The sequence below is a fragment of the Pseudoxanthomonas spadix BD-a59 genome (assembly GCF_000233915.3).
Lineage (GTDB): Bacteria > Pseudomonadota > Gammaproteobacteria > Xanthomonadales > Xanthomonadaceae > Pseudoxanthomonas_A > Pseudoxanthomonas_A spadix.
The window spans coordinates 2,844,520-2,861,018 of record NC_016147.2 but is presented as its reverse complement, the minus strand read 5'-3'; the positions used below and the strand labels follow the sequence as shown (position 1 = coordinate 2,861,018).

17 protein-coding genes are annotated in these 16,499 nt (G+C 69.6%); 6 read left to right on the top strand and 11 right to left on the bottom strand.

Features of this window, described 5'->3' with window-relative positions:
* Nucleotides 1-4: 4 nt before the first annotated feature.
* From DSC_RS12930 to DSC_RS12920, 3 genes are all read right to left on the bottom strand, one after another.
* Entirely contained in the window at nt 5-1,165 is a 1,161-nt protein-coding gene (locus DSC_RS12930) for an ABC transporter permease (RefSeq protein ID WP_014161627.1), read from the bottom strand.
* Nucleotides 1,166-1,177: 12 nt separating this feature from the next.
* Complete coding sequence (locus DSC_RS12925; protein WP_014161626.1) at nt 1,178-1,864, bottom strand: ABC transporter ATP-binding protein; 687 nt, start codon at nt 1,862-1,864, stop codon at nt 1,178-1,180.
* A 102-nt stretch (nt 1,865-1,966) separates the two neighbouring features.
* The gene (locus DSC_RS12920) at nt 1,967-3,208 is read right to left on the bottom strand and encodes an efflux RND transporter periplasmic adaptor subunit (RefSeq protein ID WP_014161625.1); all 1,242 of its coding nucleotides are present in this window, start codon (nt 3,206-3,208) and stop codon (nt 1,967-1,969) included.
* A 218-nt stretch (nt 3,209-3,426) separates the two neighbouring features.
* Between DSC_RS12920 and DSC_RS12915 the strand changes: the two genes are divergently transcribed.
* The 5 genes from DSC_RS12915 to DSC_RS12895 all read left to right on the top strand — a co-directional run bounded on the left by DSC_RS12915 (nt 3,427) and on the right by DSC_RS12895 (nt 8,810).
* Nucleotides 3,427-4,353 carry an ABC transporter ATP-binding protein gene (locus DSC_RS12915; RefSeq protein WP_238527647.1) on the top strand — a complete coding sequence of 309 codons (927 nt, stop codon included), beginning with the start codon at nt 3,427-3,429 and terminating at the stop codon, nt 4,351-4,353.
* Nucleotides 4,350-5,117, top strand: coding sequence for an ABC transporter permease (locus DSC_RS12910; RefSeq protein WP_014161623.1), 768 nt, complete (start codon nt 4,350-4,352; stop codon nt 5,115-5,117). Before DSC_RS12915 ends, DSC_RS12910 begins: the two co-directional genes overlap by 4 nt.
* Nucleotides 5,118-5,166: 49 nt before the next feature.
* Nucleotides 5,167-6,354, top strand: coding sequence for a sensor histidine kinase (locus tag DSC_RS12905; protein ID WP_014161622.1), 1,188 nt, complete (start codon nt 5,167-5,169; stop codon nt 6,352-6,354).
* A gap of 28 nt (nt 6,355-6,382) precedes the next feature.
* A complete protein-coding gene (locus DSC_RS12900; protein ID WP_014161621.1) occupies nt 6,383-6,985 on the top strand; it encodes a response regulator transcription factor in 603 nt (200 codons plus the stop codon).
* A gap of 97 nt (nt 6,986-7,082) precedes the next feature.
* A complete protein-coding gene (locus DSC_RS12895) occupies nt 7,083-8,810 on the top strand; it encodes a sensor domain-containing diguanylate cyclase (RefSeq protein ID WP_014161620.1) in 1,728 nt (575 codons plus the stop codon).
* Here the strand turns inward: DSC_RS12895 and DSC_RS12890 are convergent.
* On the bottom strand, nt 8,798-10,171 hold the full coding sequence (locus DSC_RS12890; protein WP_014161619.1) for a leucyl aminopeptidase family protein: 1,374 nt from the start codon (nt 10,169-10,171) through the stop codon (nt 8,798-8,800). The two genes, DSC_RS12895 and DSC_RS12890, sit on opposite strands and share 13 nt — an antisense overlap.
* Entirely contained in the window at nt 10,168-10,887 is a 720-nt protein-coding gene (locus tag DSC_RS12885; RefSeq protein ID WP_014161618.1) for an HAD family hydrolase, read from the bottom strand. The genes DSC_RS12890 and DSC_RS12885 overlap by 4 nt, the downstream gene beginning before the upstream one ends.
* A gap of 41 nt (nt 10,888-10,928) precedes the next feature.
* Here DSC_RS12885 and DSC_RS12880 point away from each other — a divergent pair, with 41 nt between their 5' ends.
* Nucleotides 10,929-11,117 (top strand): hypothetical protein, encoded by a 189-nt coding sequence (locus tag DSC_RS12880; RefSeq protein ID WP_148268141.1) that lies wholly within the window; start codon nt 10,929-10,931, stop codon nt 11,115-11,117.
* A 160-nt stretch (nt 11,118-11,277) separates the two neighbouring features.
* On the opposite strand, the gene DSC_RS16920 is transcribed toward DSC_RS12880, so the two are convergent.
* The 6 genes from DSC_RS16920 to DSC_RS12855 all read right to left on the bottom strand — a co-directional run bounded on the left by DSC_RS16920 (nt 11,278) and on the right by DSC_RS12855 (nt 16,097).
* Entirely contained in the window at nt 11,278-11,673 is a 396-nt protein-coding gene (locus tag DSC_RS16920; RefSeq protein ID WP_158308242.1) for a hypothetical protein, read from the bottom strand.
* A 270-nt stretch (nt 11,674-11,943) separates the two neighbouring features.
* Nucleotides 11,944-13,044: an AI-2E family transporter gene (locus DSC_RS12875; RefSeq protein ID WP_014161615.1), complete on the bottom strand. Its 1,101-nt coding sequence runs from the start codon at nt 13,042-13,044 to the stop codon at nt 11,944-11,946.
* Between the two features lie 12 nt (nt 13,045-13,056).
* On the bottom strand, nt 13,057-13,635 hold the full coding sequence (locus DSC_RS17005) for a hypothetical protein (protein ID WP_014161614.1): 579 nt from the start codon (nt 13,633-13,635) through the stop codon (nt 13,057-13,059).
* Complete coding sequence (locus DSC_RS12865) at nt 13,632-14,126, bottom strand: hypothetical protein (protein WP_014161613.1); 495 nt, start codon at nt 14,124-14,126, stop codon at nt 13,632-13,634. Before DSC_RS12865 ends, DSC_RS17005 begins: the two co-directional genes overlap by 4 nt.
* A 24-nt stretch (nt 14,127-14,150) precedes the next feature.
* Entirely contained in the window at nt 14,151-14,516 is a 366-nt protein-coding gene (locus tag DSC_RS12860) for an ElaB/YgaM/YqjD family protein (protein WP_014161612.1), read from the bottom strand.
* Nucleotides 14,517-14,618: 102 nt separating this feature from the next.
* Nucleotides 14,619-16,097 (bottom strand): Do family serine endopeptidase, encoded by a 1,479-nt coding sequence (locus DSC_RS12855; protein ID WP_043290673.1) that lies wholly within the window; start codon nt 16,095-16,097, stop codon nt 14,619-14,621.
* Nucleotides 16,098-16,499: the final 402 nt, after the last annotated feature.

Below are 16,499 nucleotides of genomic sequence, written 5' to 3'. Positions count from 1 at the left end.
CCCCTTAGCGTCCGGCCAGTGCGTCGACGATCTTCAGGCGCCGCGCGCGCAGCGCCGGCAGCACGCCGACCACCACGCCGATCACCACCATCAGGCCCAGCCCGATCAGCCAGGTCTGCGCCGGCACGCCGCCGCCGGGCAACATGCCGCCGCTGGCCTTGCCCAGGATCGGCATGACCACCGAGGCCAGGCCCATGCCGATCAGGCCGCCCAGCACGATCAGCAGCACCGATTCGATCATCACCAGGGTCAGCACGGTGGAGTCCTGGAAGCCCAGCGTCTTGAGCGTGGCCAGCTCCGGGATGCGCTCGCGCACCGCCTGGGCCATGGTGTTGCCGGTAAGCAGCAGCAGGGTGAAGAACACCGCCCCCATGATCGCGGTGACGATCAGGCCGATATCGGCGAACTGCTTGACGAAGGCCTGCTGGAATGCCGATTCGGTCTGGGACTTGGTTTCGTGGTCGGAGTTGGCCGACAGCGCGTCGATCGCATTGGCTACGCGCGAGGCGTTGTCCGGGTTGGCCAGCTTGACGGTGAACCAGCTGACCTGGCTCTTGATGTAGTCGTTGGACTCATCGAAGTACTTCCAGTGCATCATCAGCTGGTTTTCCTCGTTGGCCGCCGCGGCGCGGTCCCTGGAACGGAAGATCCCGGACACCTGCAGCGGCCAGTCGTTGCTGCCGCCGCGCGGGAAGATGGTGGCCTGCAGCGGGATGGTGTCGCCGACCTTCCAGCCGAATTTCCTGGCCAGGCTCTCGCCGACGATCGCGCCGGTCTGGTTGGCGGCGAAGGCCTTGCGCTGGTCGGCCGGTAATTCGTAGTTGGTGTAGACGTCGAAGAAGTTCGGCGCGACCGAGAAGTTGGGGAAGAAGTCCTTTGGATCGCGATAGATGCCGCCGAACCACATCGCATAGGTCACATCGCGCACCCCGGCCACGTTGCGGATCTGCGACTGCAGGCTGACCGGCAGCGACTGGGTGATGGACAGGCGCGAGGCCACCACCAGCCGGTTGGCCCCATCGACGCTGCCACCGGAGCTGAATGCCACGCGGACCGAATCGAGCATGCCGAACAGCAGGAATGCCGCGACCACCGATAGCAGGGTCAGCGCGGTGCGGGTCTTGCTGCGAAACAGCTGCGCCCAGACGAGCGAGAAGTATTTCATGGCCGTGCTCCCTCAGTGAGCTGCTTCGGTGGCCAGCTCGCCCTTGTCCAGGTGCACGGTGTGGGTGGCGTATTCGGCCGCCTTCGGATCGTGGGTGACCATGATGATGGTCTTGCCGTGCTCGCGGTTGAGCTGCTGCAGCAGGCCCAGGACGTCCTCGGCCGACTGCCGGTCCAGGTCGCCGGTCGGTTCGTCGCAGATCAGGAAAGTCGGGTCGGACACGATCGCCCGGGCGATCGCCACGCGCTGCTGCTGGCCGCCGGACAGTTCGCTGGGGCGATGGTCGCGACGCTCGGCCAGGCCCACCAGGGTCAGGGCGATCTGCGCGTTGCGCTTGCGCTGGGCCGCGTTGAGGTGGGTCAGCAGCAGCGGCAGCTCCACGTTCTTCTGCGCGGTGAGCATCGGCATCAGGTTGTAGAACTGGAACACGAAGCCGACGTGGTGGCTGCGCCAGGTCGCCAGCTGGGCGCCGCTCATGCGGTCGATGCGCTCGCCTTCGATCTCGATCTGCCCGGAGCTGGGCCAATCCAGGCCGCCGATCAAGTTGAGCAGGGTGGTCTTGCCCGAGCCGGACGGGCCCATCAGCGCGACGAAATCGCCGCGGGCGATGTCCAGGTCGATGCCGTGCAGCACTTTGACCTGCTCCGGGCCGCGCTGGTAGGTCTTGGTGATGTTGCGCAGGGTGACGAGGGTGGACATGGGCGTGGTCTCTCTGGGCTGGTTTATAGCCCTCCCCTGCGCGCAGGGGAGGGTTGGGAGGGGTGCTCGTGCCTTGCTCTTCTCATGTCCGATCGCACTGGCTCACTTGGCCTCGCTGCCGGCTTCGATCACCCGGGTGCCTTCCTTCAGTTCCGGTGTCGGATCCAGTACCACCGTCTCGCCGGCGCTCAGGCCGCTCAGCACCTGGCGGTCCTGGGCCAGGGCGATGCCGGGCTGGATGGCGCGCTGGCGCACGGTGTTGTCGTCGCTGACGGCGAAGGCCACCGGTTTGCCGTCGCGCTCGGTGATGGCCGCGTTGGGCACGCGCACGCCCTTGGGCTGCTGCGCCTGGGTGGGTGGTTCCTTCTCCAGGAAGCTCACCCGCACGCCCATGTCCGGGACGATGCGCGGGTCCTTGAGCTTGAGCGCGATGCGCACCTTGACCGTGGCCTTGCCGCGGTCGGCGGCGGGGATGATGGCAATCACCTCGGCCGGGATCTTCCAGTCCGGGTAGGCGTTGAGGGTGGCCTGCACCGGCATCTTCGGCTGCACCCGGCCGATGTAGGCCTCGCCGACATCCACTTCCACTTCCAGCGAATCCATGTCGACGATGGTGCCAATGCCGGTGCGGGTGAAGCCGCCGCCGGCCGACAGCGGCGAAACGATCTCGCCGGGCTGGGCGGACTTGGCGGTGACGATCCCGGCGAACGGCGCGCGCACCACGGTGTAGTCCCTGCCGATGCCGGAGATCCTCAGCTGGTCGCGGGCGACCTGCACGTTGCGGCGCGCGGTTTCCAGCTGCGCGCGCAGCGCGTCGCGGTCGGCCACCTGCTGGTCGTACTGCGAGCGCGAGACCAGCTGCTGGGCCACCAGCGCATCCAGGCGCCCGGCCTCGGCTTCGGCCCGGGTCAGCTGGGCCTGCACGTTGTTGACCTGGCTCTGCGCCGAGGCCAGCTGCGACTGCGACAGGCTGCGCTCGGCATCGGCACTGATCGGATCCAGCCGCGCCAGCACCTGGCCCTGCTCGACCCGCTGGCCTTCCTCGATCATCACTTCCTCCACCCGGCCGGTGATCTGCGCCGACACCGTGGCGATGCGCCGGGCGACCACGTAGCCGGTTGCATCCAGCACCGAGGCGCCGGCGCCGGCACTGTCCATCGACACCACCGGCGCGGTGCGCACTTCCACCGGCCTGGCCCTGCCCAGGAAAAACCAGGCGCCGCCGGCCAGCGCCAGCAGCACGATCACGGCCAGCACGATCCACAGCCAGCGCCGCTGCGGCGCCGGCGGCGGGGCCTTGCGGTCGATACGCAGTTCCTTGAGCAGTTCGGCAGAGGCGTTCATGGATCCATCAGTGGCGTCGTCGGGCCGCAAGTGTGACCAACCCGGTGCTTGGCACCAAGCCGGCGGAAGTCACCAGCAAAGTCGGGCCGCGCCTTCGGTGGGCCGCAGCATGGGCTGGCAGGGCGCGCGCAGCCAGTGGCAGCTGTCACCTGCATGGCCTGATGACGGCCACTGCCGCAGCCCCTTGCGCCCGGCGCAGGCTGAGCGCAATCCAGGCAATGGCACAGACACCCCCGATGCAACCGCGCTTTTCCCCGGCCGTGCCAGCGCAGCTGGCGCAGGTCCACAAGCGCTACGGCGCGCTGACCGCGCTGGAGGGCGTGGATCTGGCCCTGCAGCCCGGCCGCGTGCTGGCGCTGCTGGGTCCCAATGGCGCAGGCAAGAGCACGGCGGTGTCGCTGCTGCTGGGCCTGCAGCGCACCGATGCGGGCCACGCCTTGCTGTTTGGCCAGTCGCCCCAAGCGCTGGACGCGCGGCGCCGGATCGGGGTGATGCTGCAGCACGCGGCCTTGCCTGACACCCTGCGGGTGGGCGAGCTGATCGCGCAGACCCGCGGTTATTACCCCGATGCGCTGAGCGTGGCCGAGTGTGTGACCATCGCCGGCCTGCAGGGCCTGCTCGCCCGTCCCTACGGCAGGCTCTCCGGCGGGCAGCAGCGCCGGGTGCAGTTCGCCCTGGCCATCTGCGGGCGCCCGCAGGTGCTGTTCCTGGACGAGCCCACCACCGGCATGGACATCCAGGCGCGCCGCCAGCTGTGGGCGGCCATCGGCGAACGCGCCGCCGCCGGTTGCGCGGTGCTGCTGACCACACATTATCTGGAAGAGGCCGAAGCGCTGGCCGACGACGTGGCGGTGCTGCAGGCCGGCCGGATCGTGGCACGCGGCAGCGTTGCCCAGATCCGCGCCAGCGTGCTGCAGCGCTGCATTCGCGCGCAGACCGAGCTCAGTGCCGAAGCGATCGCGCAGTGGCCCGGCGTGCGCAGCGCCCGGCGCGATGGCGCGGTGCTGGAGATCCAGGCCGAGCCGGCCGAGCCCATCGTCGCGCGCCTGCTGCAGGCCGATCCGCAGCTGCACGGCCTGGAAGTCCGCCGCGCCGGCCTGGCCGACGCGTTCCTTGCCATCACCGATTCGCAGGAGGCTGCATGAATACCTTCACTGCGTCCGCGCCGCGCGCGCCGGCACTGCTGGGCGTGTACGCCCGCGAGGCGCGCTATGAATTCATCCGCCTGTTGCGCACGCCCTCGTTTGCACTGCCGACGATGATCTTCCCACTGATGTTCTACCTGCTGTTCGGCGTGCTGCTCCACCACGGCAATCCTGGCGCCAGTCAGTACCTGATGGCCAGCTACAGCGTGTTCGGGGTGATGGGACCGGGCCTGTTCGGCTTCGGGGTGAGCCTGGCGCTGGACCGCGAGCGCGGCCTGCTCACACTCAAGCGCGCGCTGCCGGTCCCGGCCGGCGCACCGCTGGTGGCCAAGATGGTGATGGCGATGGTGTTCGCCGTGTGCATCGGGGTGCTGCTGATCCTGGCCGGGCGCCTGCTCGGCGGCGTGCCGCTGACGCTGGCGCAGATGGGCACGCTGCTGCTGGTCGATGTGCTGGGCGTGCTGCCGTTCTGCGCGCTGGGCCTGCTGATCGGCACCCTGGTCAGCGGCAGCGGCGCGCCGGCGGTGGTCAACCTGGTCTACCTGCCGCTGGCGCTGCTCTCTGGCCTGTGGCTGCCGCTGTCGATGCTGCCGCCATTGTTCGCCCAGATCGCACCGCTGTGGCCGGCCTGGCACCTGGCCCAGCTGGCGTTGAAGGTGGTGGGCCAGGACAGCGGCCACGCGCTCTGGCTGCATGTGTCGGTGTTGGGGGCGGTGACCGTGGCCTGCTTCGCGCTGGCCCAGCGCCGGTTGCGTCGCGGGTGAACCCGCCCCGCCGGTGGCAAGATCATGGCGTGAACAAGGATCTGCCGACATGAGGTTGTCCCTGCCCGCATGGTTGCGCCCTGCGCCCGGTTCGGAGGCCGCCGAGCGCCTGCGACAGGGCAAGTCGCCCTGGACCGAGGCGGTGCACCTGGTGTGGTCGGTGTGGGTGTTCGTGGTGCCGGTGTTCACTCCGCAGGGCTACGACCGCACCTGGCTGCTGTGGACGCTGGCGTCCTATCCGCCGTTCGTGCTGCTGTACGCGCGGACCATGCTGGCGCCACGGCACCTGGCAAACCGCTACGCGCTGGGCATGATCGTGTTGGCCACCGCGCTGCTGCCGGTGTTTCCGTCCGGCATCAGCTACTTCGTGTTCGGCTGCCTGACCCTGCGTACCGAAGGTCGCCACGCACTGCGGCGCTACCTGCTGTGGCTGCTGGCCTTGAACGCGGCGTTCCTGGGTTTCTCGCTGGCATTGGGTTATCCGTGGCAGATGCTGGTCTGGCTGCCGGTCTCGACCCTGGGCACCGGGCTGGCCATCGCGGTGCAGCGGCTGAATCGGCACAAGGACGCCGCCCTGCGCCTGAGCCACGACGAAGTCCGGCGCCTGGCGGCGGTAGCCGAACGCGAACGCATCGGCCGCGACCTGCACGACCTGCTCGGGCATACGCTGTCGCTGGTGGCGTTGAAATCCGATCTGGCCCGGCGGCTGGTCGAGCGCGATCCGGCCGCCGCGCATCGCGAAATGGACGAGGTCAGCCGCGTGGCGCGCCAGGCGCTGGCGCAGGTGCGGCGCGCGGTCAGCGGGATCCGTTCGGCGCAGCTGGCCGCCGAGCTGGCAGCGGGCAAGCTGCTGCTGGAAACCGACGGTATCGCGCTGCACTACCAGGTCGATGACGTGCCGCTGCCGCCGGCGGTGGAAACCGCCTTCGCCCTGATCCTGCGCGAGGCCATCACCAACGTGCAGCGGCATGCGCGGGCCCGCCAGGTGCACGTGCAGGTCAGCGCCGGGACCGCGGCGCTGCAGCTGCGCATCGACGACGATGGGCGCGGCGGCGATCTGGTGCCTGGCAACGGCCTGGAGGGCATGCGCGCACGGCTGCAGGCGGTGGACGGCGTGCTGCAGCTGGACTCGGCGCGTGGTCGCGGCACCAGCGTGATCGCAAGCGCGCCGTGGCCGGCCTGCCTCGACCAGGCCGATGCACTTGCAGCGCTCGCGGCGTCGGCCGCACTGGAATGATCGCCATGACCACTGCACCGGCCCGTCCGTGATCCGGGTCCTGCTGGCCGAAGACCAGGCCATGGTCCGCGGCGCGCTGGCCGCGCTGCTGGGCCTGGAGGACGACATCGACGTGCTGGGCGCGGCGGCCGATGGCGAAGCGGCCTGGCGCGAGCTGCAGCGGCTGCGGCCGGACGTGCTGGTCACCGACATCGAGATGCCCGGCCTGTCCGGCCTGGAACTGGCCCAGCGCGTGCAGCGCCAGCAACTGCCCACCCGGGTGGTGATCGTGACCACCTTCGCCCGGCCCGGCTTCCTGCGCCGGGCGCTGGAGGCCGGCGTGGCCGGCTATCTGCTCAAGGATGCGCCGCCCGAACACCTGGCCCAGGCGCTGCGCAGCGTGCACCGCGGCGGCCGCGCGATCGCACCGGAACTGGCCCTGGAGGCCTGGTCCGAACCGGATCCACTCAACGAACGCGAGCGCCAGGTCCTGCGCCTGGCCGGCGATGGCGCCACCGCGGCAGAGATCGCCAGGCAGCTGCACCTGTCGCACGGGACGGTGCGCAACTACCTCTCCGAGGCGATCAGCAAGCTGGGCGTGGGCAACCGGATCGAGGCCCACCGCCTGGCCAGGCAGAAGGGCTGGCTGTAGCCGCGCGGCGGAACCCCAGGGCCGGGCCCTGCGTTGCTGCGGCGTGCCCGGTCCGGCAAGACGCTACCATGGCACACAGCTTGCATTGACGTTACCCATGCTCACCACACGACGCATCGCCAACCAGATCGGCCCGCTGCTTGCGGCGCTGATCTTCGTCGCCATCGGCGTCGGCGTCCTGCAGGGCACCGACCGCTTCGCCACCGATGCGCGTTGGGTGTCGCACACCAACGAGGTGATTGCCCGGATCGAAGAGATCGAGGCGCGCCTGCGCGATGCCGAATCGGCCCAGCGCGGCTACCTGCTGACCGGCCAGGTCGACTACCTGGCCTCCTATCAGGCCGGCAAGACCCAGCTGCCGGAGCTGTTTGCCGAACTGGACAACCTGGTCCGGGACAACCCCGGCCAGAAGCAGCGCATCGTGCAGCTGCGCACGCTGATCGACCACCGCCTGCGCCAGGCCGACAACACCCTGCGCATCTACGACGCCCAGGGGCTGGCCGCCGCGCAGGCGGCAATCGGTGACGATGCGCGCATCACCTCCGATGCCATCCGTCGCCAGGCGGGGCTGATGGGCGATACCGAGCGGACGCTGCTGGTCCAGCGCGCTGCCTCCAGCGACCGCAGCGCGAACCTGCTCAAGGCGCTGGCGGTGGCCGGCATCCCGTTCGGCATCGCCGTGATCGCCATGGTCTACGTGCTGATGCTGCGCGAGATCCGCGGGCGCAGCGCCGCCGAGCGCCAGACCCTGGCTGCCAACGCGCGCCTGCAAGCCTCGGTGGCCGAGCTGGAGCACACCGGCGCGGACCTGCGCGAGCTGAGCCATTTCGCCAGCATGCTGCAGAGCTGCGTGCAGGCCGAGGAAGCGCTGGCCCTGACTACCCAGCTGATGCAGCGCCTGCTGCCCGGCACCGGCGGCAGCGTGTACCGGATCCGCGCCTCGAACGATTACACCGAGGCCATGGCGCACTGGGGCGTGCCGCCGGTGCGCAGCGCGCAGCTGCTGCCGCCGGACCAGTGCTGGGCGCTGCGCCGTGGCAAGCCGCAACTGGTGCACGGGCCGGGCGAGGCGGTGCGTTGCCGTCATCTGGAAAGCGGCAGCGGGGCCACCGCGTGCATTCCGCTCAGCGCCCAGGGCCACCAGCTGGGTTTTTTGTACGTGTCGGCGGCCGATGACGGGTTCCTGGCGCGCGTGCAGCTGATCGAGACCGCCGCCGAGCAGCTGGCCATGGCCCTGTCCAACCTGCAGCTGCAGGAGCGCCTGCGCATCCAGTCCATCCGCGAGCCGCTGACCGGGCTGTTCAACCGCCGCTATCTGGAAGAGTCGCTGGCGCGCGAACTGTCGCGCTGCGAACGCCGCGGCCTGCCGCTGGCGCTGATGATGCTGGATCTGGACCACTTCAAGCGCTTCAACGACACCCACGGCCATCCCGGCGGCGATGCGCTGCTGGCCGGCCTGGGCAAGCTGCTGCAGGGCCTGTCGCGCCCGGAAGACATCGCCTGCCGCTATGGCGGTGAGGAGTTCACCCTGATCCTGCCCGAAGCCACCGCCGAACTGGCCCTGGAACGCGCCGAACAGATCCGCGCCGCGGTCCAGGCCATGCGCGTCCAGCACATGGGCAAGGACCTGCCGCCGGTCACCGTGTCGATCGGCGTGGCGGTGGCCCCGCATGACGGGACCGATCCGGAATCGCTGTTGGGCCACGCCGACCGCGCCCTGTACCGGGCCAAGGCGCGCGGCCGCAACCGGGTCGAAAGCGGCCACGCCGTGCACGCGCTGCCGGGCGCGCAGCGGCATGGCCGCGGCGCCGATCAGCCGGGATAGCGGCTGCGCAGCATCTGAAAGGCCGCGCGCAGCGCCATCGCCTCGCCACCGGCCGGACGGCCCGGGCGATCGCTGTCGTTCCAGGCGTACACGTCCAGGTGCGCCCACCGCGTGCCGGCCGGCACGAAGCGCTCCAGGTACAGCGCGGCGGTGATCGCCCCGGCCATGCGCGAGCCGGAGTTGGCCAGGTCGGCCACCGTGCTGGTCAGGTAGCGCAGGTACGGGCGCCAGAGCGGCAGCCGCCACAGCGGGTCGCGGGTGCGTTCGCCGGCTTCCAGCCAGGCATTGGCCAGCGCGTCGTCATTGGCAAACAGCACCGGCACCTCCGGCCCCAGCGCGATGCGCGCCGCGCCGGTGAGCGTGGCGAAATCCAGCAGCACCTCGGGTGCATCCTCGCCGGCGTAGGCCAGCGCATCGCCCAGCACCACCCGGCCTTCGGCGTCGGTGTTGTCGATCTCCACGCTCACCCCGCTGCGGGTGGCGATCACCTCGCCCGGGCGGAACGCATCCGGGCCGATCGCGTTTTCCACCGCCGGCACCAGCAGGGTCAGGCGCACCGGCAGCCGCTGGCGCATGACCAGCTCGGCCAGCGCGATCGCATGCGCCGCCCCGCCCATGTCCTTTTTCATGTTGCGCATGCCGTCGGCCGGCTTGAGGTCCAGGCCGCCGCTGTCGAAGCACACGCCCTTGCCCACCAGCGACACCTTCGGCGCATCCTGCGCGCCCCAGCGCAGCGCAATCAGGCGCGGCGCCCGGTGCGAAGCGCGGCCCACGGCGTGGATGGCGGGGAAGTTGTGTTCAAGCAGCGCATCGCCTGCAAACACCTCGACCTGCGCGCCGTGGTCGTCGCCGATCTGCCGGACCACCGCTTCCAGCTCGGCCGGGCCCAGGTGTTCGGCCGGTGTGTTGACCAGGTCGCGCACGCGCAGGCAGGCGTCCAGCAGTGCCGCAGCCTGGGCATCTGCCGCCTCCAGCAGCAGCCGGGCCGGCGCGCGCGAGGGCGTCTTGTAACGGTCGAAGCGGTACGCGCCCAGGCCCCAGCCCAGCTGCAGCGCGGCGCGCGCCTCGGCCGACAACCCGCCTTCGGCGCGCCAGCTGGTGCCGGCGGGCAGGCCGGTCGGCGCGTGGCCGTAGCTGAGCGGATCGGCCGCATCGCCGATGCCGATCACCGCCCCGGCGATGCCCTCATCGCCGGGCAGCAGCACCAGCGAACCGGGCGTGGCCGCAAAGCCCTGCGCCTGCAGCCACGCCCGCACCGGCGCCGGCTGCTGCGCGCTCCAGTCGGCGAACTGTTCGCGCTGCAGCACGTGCAAGGGCCGGGTGCTGGCATCGGCGGTGTCGAGAAAGGCGGGCAGGTTCATGCGGCAGCGGTGTCCTTGGTGTCCAGGTGCGTGTCCAGCCAGTCGGCCAGGGCCGTGAGGTCGGCAAATTCCAGGTCCGGCCGGGCCTGGTCCAGCGGCCAGGCCAGGCCCTGGCGATTGAGCCAGCAGGCGCGCAGGCCCGCGCCCATCGCACCGGCCGCATCCATCAGCGGATGGTCGCCCACGTGCAGCACCTGCGCCGGTGGCAGTGCCAGGCGCGCGCAGGCGGCGTGGAAGATGCTGGCCTGCGGCTTGGCCGCGCCGTGTTCGCGCGCACCGAGTTGGAACACGAAGTGCGCGTCCAGCCCGCAGCGCGCCAGATCGGCATTGCCGTTGGTCAGCGCTGCCACCGGCACGCGCGCGGCGATGCGGGTCAGCGCGTCGAGCGCGTCGGGATAGCATTCGACCTTGTTGCGTTCGGCATGGAAGATCTCCAGCGCCGGATCGAGCAGCGCCAGGTCCGCGTCGCTTTCGCGCAGGGCGTGTTCCAGGGTCAGCCTGCGCAACGCGGAGAGGTCGTGGACCAGGTGCGGGTTGGCAGCGAAGGCCTGCTCGCGCAGGGTGCGCATGACGGCGATCGGAAACCGCGCCGCGGTGGCCGGGCTGTGCTGTTCCAGCCAGGCATGGATCTTCTGTTCGATCCGGGCGCCGATCGGCGCGAACGGCCATAGGGTGTCATCCAGGTCCAGGGTGACGGCGCGGATGTCGAAATTCATCCAGGTATTTTAGCGCGCCTGCCCGAACCGGGCTTCCGCCGTTGCCGTTGCCGTTGCCGTTGCTGTTGGCTTGGCTGTTGGTGTTGCCTTGGCTGTGGCTGTGGCTGTGGCTCTGGCTCTGGCTCTGGCTCTGGCTCTGGCTCTGGCTGTGGCTGTGGCTGTGGCTGTGGCTGTGGCTGTGGCTGTGGCTCTGGCTCTGGCTCTGGCTTTGCTTTCGCTTTCCTGTCTGAGCCGTAAAGCGAGCCGAGCATCGCAGGAAGTCCGGGCCGAAGAGGCGCCCTTGTCTGAGCGTAGCGAGTTTGGGCGCCGTGCCCGGACTTCCGAGAAGCGCAGGGGACCGCCGCGCAGCGGCGGATCGCGTCCGGCGAGTAGCGGTTTTGGCTACTTTTGTCAAGACAAAAGTAGCTCGCGTCGCGAAGCGACGTGAAAGCTCTTGATCCTGCCTGTGATCCACTGGTGCAGCCAAGAAAATCTTGAATCAAGAGCAAAGCTTTCGTGCTTGCAGCACGACTTCCTTCTGTCAGCGGCGCGAAAGCTCTTGATCCTGCCTGTGATCCACTGGTCCAGCCAAGAAAATCTTGAATCGAGAGCAAAGCTTTCGTGCTTGCAGCACGACTTCCTTCTGTCAGCGGCGCGAAAGCTCTTGATCCTGCCTGTGATCCACTGGTCCAGCCAAGAAAATCTTGAATCAAGAGCAAAGCTTTCGCGCTTGCAGCGCGACTTCCTTTTGTCTTGGCAAAAGGAAGCAAAACCGCTTCTCGCCGGACGCACGCCGATGCTGCGCATCGGTCCCCTGCGCTCCTCGCCTGCTCGGGCACGGCGCCCAAACTCGCTTCGCTCAGACAGGGCGCCTCTTCGGCCCGACCAGGCTCCGGTGCTCGGCGTGCTTTACGGCTCGGTCAGAGGGGCAAAGGCAAAAGCGACTGCAACGGCAACAGCACAAGCGACAGCGACAGCACGAGCGACAGCAACAGCACGAGCGACAGCAACAGCAGGAGCGACAGCAACAGCGAGAGCAACAGCACAAGCGAGAGCGAAGGAGTGCACAGCGATGGATCACTCCATCAACCGCGCCCAGCCCTCCATCCCCTGCACCTGCACCAGGATCAGCTTGATGCACACCAGCATCGGCACTGCCAGCAGCAGCCCGATGATCCCCCACAGCGAGCCGAACACCATCAGCGCCAGGATCAGGATCAGTGGCGAGAGCCGCATCTGCCGGCCCAGGATGATCGGGGTCACCACCTGGCCTTCGAGGGTGTGCAGGCCCAGGTAGAGCGCCGCCGGCAGCAGTGGCTTGAATCCGTCGTCGAAAGCGGTCAGGCCGACCACCAGCATCATCACCATGCCGATCAGCGGGCCCACGTACGGGGCGAAGTTCAGCAGCGCCACCACCGTGCCCCACAGCAGCGCGTCGGCCAGCGGGAAGGCCAGCAGGAAAAGCGCCCCGGCGAACAGCAGCCCCACCAGCACGTTGATGCTGCTGATGGTCAGCACGTAGCGCGAAACCGAGCGCTCGATTGATTGCAGGATGCCGACGGTGAGCTTCTGCTGCTGCCGGCGCGGCAGCAGGGCGATGGCGTGCCGCTGCAGCGTGGCCCCATAGACCATGAAGAAGAACGTCAGCAGCACCACCGCCAGCACCGAGGCGACCATGCGCGGGGTGGTGGTCAGCGCGCGGAACGGATCGTCGGCCGTGCGCATGGCCTGCGGCCGGCGCCCGGTATCGCCGGCGGCGGCGCGGGCGAAGTTCTCCGCGGCCTCGTTGGCGTCATGGACCGGCTTGGTCAGCGCCCGCAGCTTGGGCGCCAGCTGGCGCAGCTCGCGCGGCGCGGCCTTGGCCCAGGCCGCGGCCGGTGGCACCAGCTGGTAGGTCAGCGTGGCAGCGGCCGCCAATCCAACGATCAGGACCAGCGCCGCGCCCAGGAAGCGCGGCAGGTGGAATTTCTGCAGGCCACGGATCAGCGGATTGCCCACCAGCGCCAGGAAACCGGCCAGCAGCACCGGCAGGATCACCGCCTGCGCCGCCCACAGGGTGTAGCCGCAGGCCAGCAAGGCCAGGATCACCAGCGATAACGGTCCACGCGGACGCGGCGCGATCGGCGCGACCGCAGCGGCGTCCGGCGCGGCGGACAGGTCAGGAACCGGCTGGCTCATGGAAACAGCGTCTCAGCGTTCGGAAACGTCGGTTGCTGCTTCGGCCGGGCGCGGCGGATGCGCCGCCCAGGGTTCGGTTTCGCCGCGCGCTTCCGAAGCGCGCGGATAGGATGACCCGTGTGGGCCGTGGCCGCCATCGCCGGCGGTGGCCATCCCGGCCGCCCGCGCGGTGGCGGCATGGCGCGCGGCCTGTGCGGCGTCGTGATCTTCGGTCGTGCCGGCAGCCTCGCGCGCCGCAGCCGCGGCGTGGTGGGTGGCCCCGGCAGCGGCCTGGGCGCTGTCAGCGGCCTGGTCGGCTTTATCCGCGGCCTGATCGGCCTGCCATGCGGCCACGGCCGCCTGCAGCGAGGTGAACATGCCCGACACCGTGCTGACCACACGCAGCCACTTGGTCGCGCCGATGGCATGGGTCGGCCGGGTCCGACCGACCACCAAGCCCAGTCCCAAGCCGACGGCGACGATGCGCCACGGGGTCCAGCCCTGCTTCCAGTGGCGGACCAGTGCGCCGGCGTGTTCGACGGTCTGCTGGCGACGGCCTTCGACCAGCATTTCGGCCCGACCCACCCGATGCTGGAGTTGCTGGAACTTCATCGGTCCGCACCCTCGGCCAATGGCGCCGGCGTCGGTGCCGTTGGCATGTCCGGTTCGGCGGCCTCTTCCTCTTCGCCAAACCCCATCGCCTTGAGCTGGCGGCGAGTGGCTTCCATCCGGGTGAACTCGAAATAGTGCAGCGTGCGCCATACGCCGAGCGCAGTGATGGCCAGGCTCAGGCCGGCAGCGACGGACAGCGAGGACAGCCAGGACAGGCCGACCACCCGTTGCAGCAGCGCGATCAGCGCGCCCATCAGCAGTAGCCAACTGGAAACCCCAAACACGGCCGCCACCGACAGCCACACCATCGCCCGAGCCAGGGCCCCGCGGGCCAGCGCGAAGTCGGCCACCATGAGCATGCGCAGGGCACGCGCAGTGGCAACGGCCGAAGCAAACCCGTCCTTGCCGCTCTTGCCAACCCGGCGCAGGCTTTCTTCCAGCGATGGCGGCGGCTGCGGCGCGGGCCGGTCGGTGTTGGCGTCGTCGCGCACGCGTTGCCCCGCGCAGACTGCGGCTTATTCGCCGCTGCTGCGGCCCAGCTTGGCGATCACCCAGCCGGCCGCCAGGGCGATGCCGAAGGAGGCCAGCGGGCGCTCGCGGATCAGCTCGGAGGCGCTGTCGATCAGGTCGCGGCCCTTGTCCATCAGCGCATCCATCTGCTCACGGGCGGCCTCGCTACCGAGCTCGGCGGCACTCCTGCCGGCCTGGACGCTCTCGGACAGCTCCGATTTGACCTGGGCCCTGCCGGCCTTGAGCTCTTCGCCGGCCACGCCTGCGGCGCCGCGTACGGCCTCGGTGGCGGCGGTCGCAGCCGATTTCAGGTGGTCACCCGCCTCACCCAGGGTGCTCTTCAGGTTGTCTGCAGCAGTTGGCATGGTCATGGGGTATCTCCTGGGAAATGGATCGATTGGACTGGGCGACCTTATCCCAGGTGGGCATGAACGCCCTGTTAGTTTGCGCGGGCCGATCAGGGCCGAGTCACCTCAGCGCATCAGCAACCGGATCTCGCCGACGCCCTCTCGCCAGATGACCAGCACCAGCTGCGCCGGGCGCTTGCCGAAACTGGAGCGGAAGCCGGCCAGATCGGAGAAGTTGCCGTTGCTGCCGGCAAACACGATGTCGCCCGGGCGCAGCCCGGCGGCCCATGCGCGGCTGCCGTACCTGACCTCGCCGACCTGCACGCCGCCGGCGGCGCCGTTGGCACGCAGGGTCTGGCGGGTGGCCTCGTCCAGCTCCTCGAAGGTCGCCCCGTCCAGGCGCGGGTCCAGCCCGCCGCCATCCACCTGGCGCAACTGTTCCTTCAGGGTGGCGGTGAGCTTGAGCGGCTTGCCGGCCCGCCGCACATCCAGCGTCACCTTGCTGCCCACGCCCTGCAGGCCTTCGAAGTTGTGCAGCGCCGCGCCGTTGTCGATGCGCTGGCCGTTGGCCTGCAGGATCACATCGCCCGGTTGCAGGCCGGCGGCCGCGCCGGCCGAGCCCGGATACACGCCGGTGACCAGCGCCCCGCGCGGGGCGTCCAGGCCCAGGCCCTCGGCCAGGCGCTCGGTCACGTCCTGGGTGGCCACCCCCAGGGTGCCGCGCCTGACCACGCCCTTGTTGGTGTACAGCTGCTCGGCGATGTTGCGCGCCAGGTCGATCGGGATGGCGAAGCCCAGGCCAATGTTGCCCGCCATCGAGCCGGACGGATTGAAACTGGCCGTGTTGATGCCCACCAGCTGGCCCTGCAGGTTGACCAGCGCGCCACCGGAATTGCCAGGGTTGATCGAGGCATCGGTTTGGATGAAGTTCTGGAAGCTGGCGACCGGGATGCCGGTACGGCCCACCGCCGAGACGATGCCCGAGGTCACGGTCTGCCCCAGCCCGTACGGGTTGCCCACGGCCACCACGAAATCGCCGACCTGCAGCTGCTTGCTGTCGCCCAGCGGGATCTGGGTCAGGTCCTTGGCCGGGATCCGGATCAGGGCCACGTCGGTGTCCGGGTCCGAACCCAGGAATTCGGCTTCGAGCGTGCGCCCGTCGGCCAGGCTGACCGACACCCCGTCGGCGTTCTCGACCACGTGGTGGTTGGTCAGCACCAGGCCGCGCTGGGCGTCGATGATCACCCCCGACCCGAGCGCGCGTTCGACCCGCTCCTGGGGGATGTCCGGGATCCCGAACAGGCGCCGGAACATCGGGTCGTTGGCAAACGGCCCCAGCGGACTGGCCACGCGCACGGTCCGGCGGCTGTAGACGCTGACCACCGCCGGGGTGACGCGCTTTAGCATTGGCGCCAGCGACGGCACCGGTTGACCGGCCGCTGCCGGCAGCGCCGCGCCCGCGGTCGCCGACAGGACTGCGCTGGTCGGCGGCACGTCTTCGCGTGCCTGGGCCGGCTGGTCCAGTCCCTGGAACAGGCCAAGGGCGACAAATCCGCCAAAGGCGGCGGCAGCGGTCAGGGCTAGCAGGGTCGGCAAGGGGCGCATGGCGGGCATCGGGCGATGGGCAAGACAAGAGAGTAAGTGACCGGCAACCGGTGCGGCACCGCGCCAAATACGCGCGACCGTCGGCGGAACAAAGCTGAACGAGTGTGCTCAAACGTGCCTAAACCCGTGGTGAAACCGGCACCCAGAGCCCCATCTGGGCTCCATCCGCGGGGTCCGGCCGGGTTCTACGCAGAACCGGAAATCCGCTGTTGACAGCGCCCGGGGCCAAGGCTAACTTCGTCCACCTGGCCCCAAGATCTAGCGACGGGGCTGCGTGACGGCCCCAAGCCATAGGGTTTGGCTTGGGAACACAGGCGCCCCAGGGGAACCGGCGCATGCAGCAGGTCGTGATTGCCGGGCCGGTCCCGGGCACACAATCGGCATCACCTTCGCAGCCCCTCA